Origin of the sequence: Vibrio sp. 1F169 (assembly GCF_041439605.1) — a bacterium.
Classification (GTDB): Bacteria; Pseudomonadota; Gammaproteobacteria; order Enterobacterales; family Vibrionaceae; genus Vibrio; species Vibrio tasmaniensis_A.
This window is the reverse complement of the sequence record NZ_JBGOOI010000165.1, coordinates 1-1,441: the sequence shown is the minus strand read 5'-3', so window position 1 is coordinate 1,441 and position 1,441 is coordinate 1. Positions and strand designations below refer to the sequence as shown.

At 42.4% G+C, this 1,441-nt stretch carries 1 protein-coding gene; it reads right to left on the bottom strand.

All coding sequences use genetic code 11. From position 1 onward, the window contains the following. Positions 1 to 9: 9 nt before the first annotated feature. Positions 10 to 1,347 (bottom strand): IS4 family transposase, encoded by a 1,338-nt coding sequence (locus ACED53_RS23360; RefSeq protein ID WP_017100321.1) that lies wholly within the window; start codon positions 1,345 to 1,347, stop codon positions 10 to 12. Positions 1,348 to 1,441: the final 94 nt, after the last annotated feature.

The window sequence follows — 1,441 nt, the reverse complement described above, 5'->3', positions numbered from 1 at the left end:
CAACACCTATCATTTAAGGTGTTTAGATCGCACAGTGTAGCGAGTCTTACTAAAACGAACGGTCCTATCTTTGGGCCGTTTTTGTTTTTCGGGCAAAATATAACGTTTCACTCGCTCTCTCATAGCTCGCAGCTTTTTGGGAACCGAACCTGGGGAGGCGATAGCACACCACATCAACTCATCTTGAATATCTCGAAGTGCCATCGTAAAGCTTATCCTAAGTGGCGAGACTTCAGCCTCTTTTGCTATTCGGCTAATCTCCAGACGGATTAAGTTATACGCGATAAGGATACCCCATATCTCTTGCTCTACACCCTCTACAGATTGACTGCGGAGCAGGATTTCATCTTCAAGCATGTCATGCTTAATCTCGCCATAGCTATTCTCGATTTCCCACCTTTCGAAGTACACATCTAATAATGATTTTAAACTGTATTTTCTATCTGTTAGAGAAGTCAGCAGCCCTTGTATATGATTGGGTTGTTGTTCAACGTCATCGGGATATAGAGTTAGCCTAGCTTTCCACGTTTCTGGGAGACTCGGGTCTTGTTTTCTAGCCTGGGGAGAGACTTTCATCTCCACAATCAGATCTCGCCCATCATCATCGAGCTGCTCGATGATTTCATATTTCACATTCGACTTTATTGGTGTCATCCAGTGGCTTGTTCCATGCTCTTGTTGCCAGTTAAGCATAAGTTCTGCGCTCAAGTAGCAACGGTCAAAAATGGTCAATGAATTCGGAACTGCTGATGAAATTAAATCTTTTGCATAGCTGATTTCACCTTTAGAACTTTCCCCAAAAGCCACATCATGAATAAGGCGACTCCGTAGTGATGTGAGTGCGCACATTCGAACGATTGGGTACTCAGTGTGCCTGTCTTTTCGGTAGTAAACATATTGATAATGCTCAGCTAAGCTTGGGTTATCGTGAGTTCTAAACTGTGTGCCATCGATTGAAAATAGGCTCAAACCATTCCATTTATCACCCGCATCTTCCGACTGTGTCCAATGCTTTGCTGTGATTGAGAATAATGACTTTAAAGGCTCAGCGGTGAGGCGTTTTCTTGCCTGAGGAATTGCACTAGGTGCAATCGTTTCACCCAATGAATTAGACAATTTGAGGTCGAGCTTATCGAGTACATCGGTAATCGGTCTATCTCGATATAAACCAATACCAACGACTAACCATACAACGAGTTCTGCGGGTAGCTTTCTACGGCGCATACTCGCTTTGTTCGTTTCAGATAAAGCTTGGTTTATCCAATCTAGCGGAAGGTCTTTTTGAAACAAAGAAAGAGATTCTGGATTAGCAAAATCGTCAACATCGATTAACCAGTGTGACAGCATAAAAAATACCCTTAAACAAAAGTGCTTAAGGGTATTGTTAACCATCTGTAGGATCGTTCAACTGATCAGGAAAATGCTTAAATGATCAGTGTTA

What these genes read in the sequence shown, in the direction of transcription:
- ACED53_RS23360 (WP_017100321.1), bottom strand. Translation starts at nt 1,347, where the DNA reads ATGCTGTCACACTGGTTAATCGATGTTGACGATTTTGCTAATCCAGAA.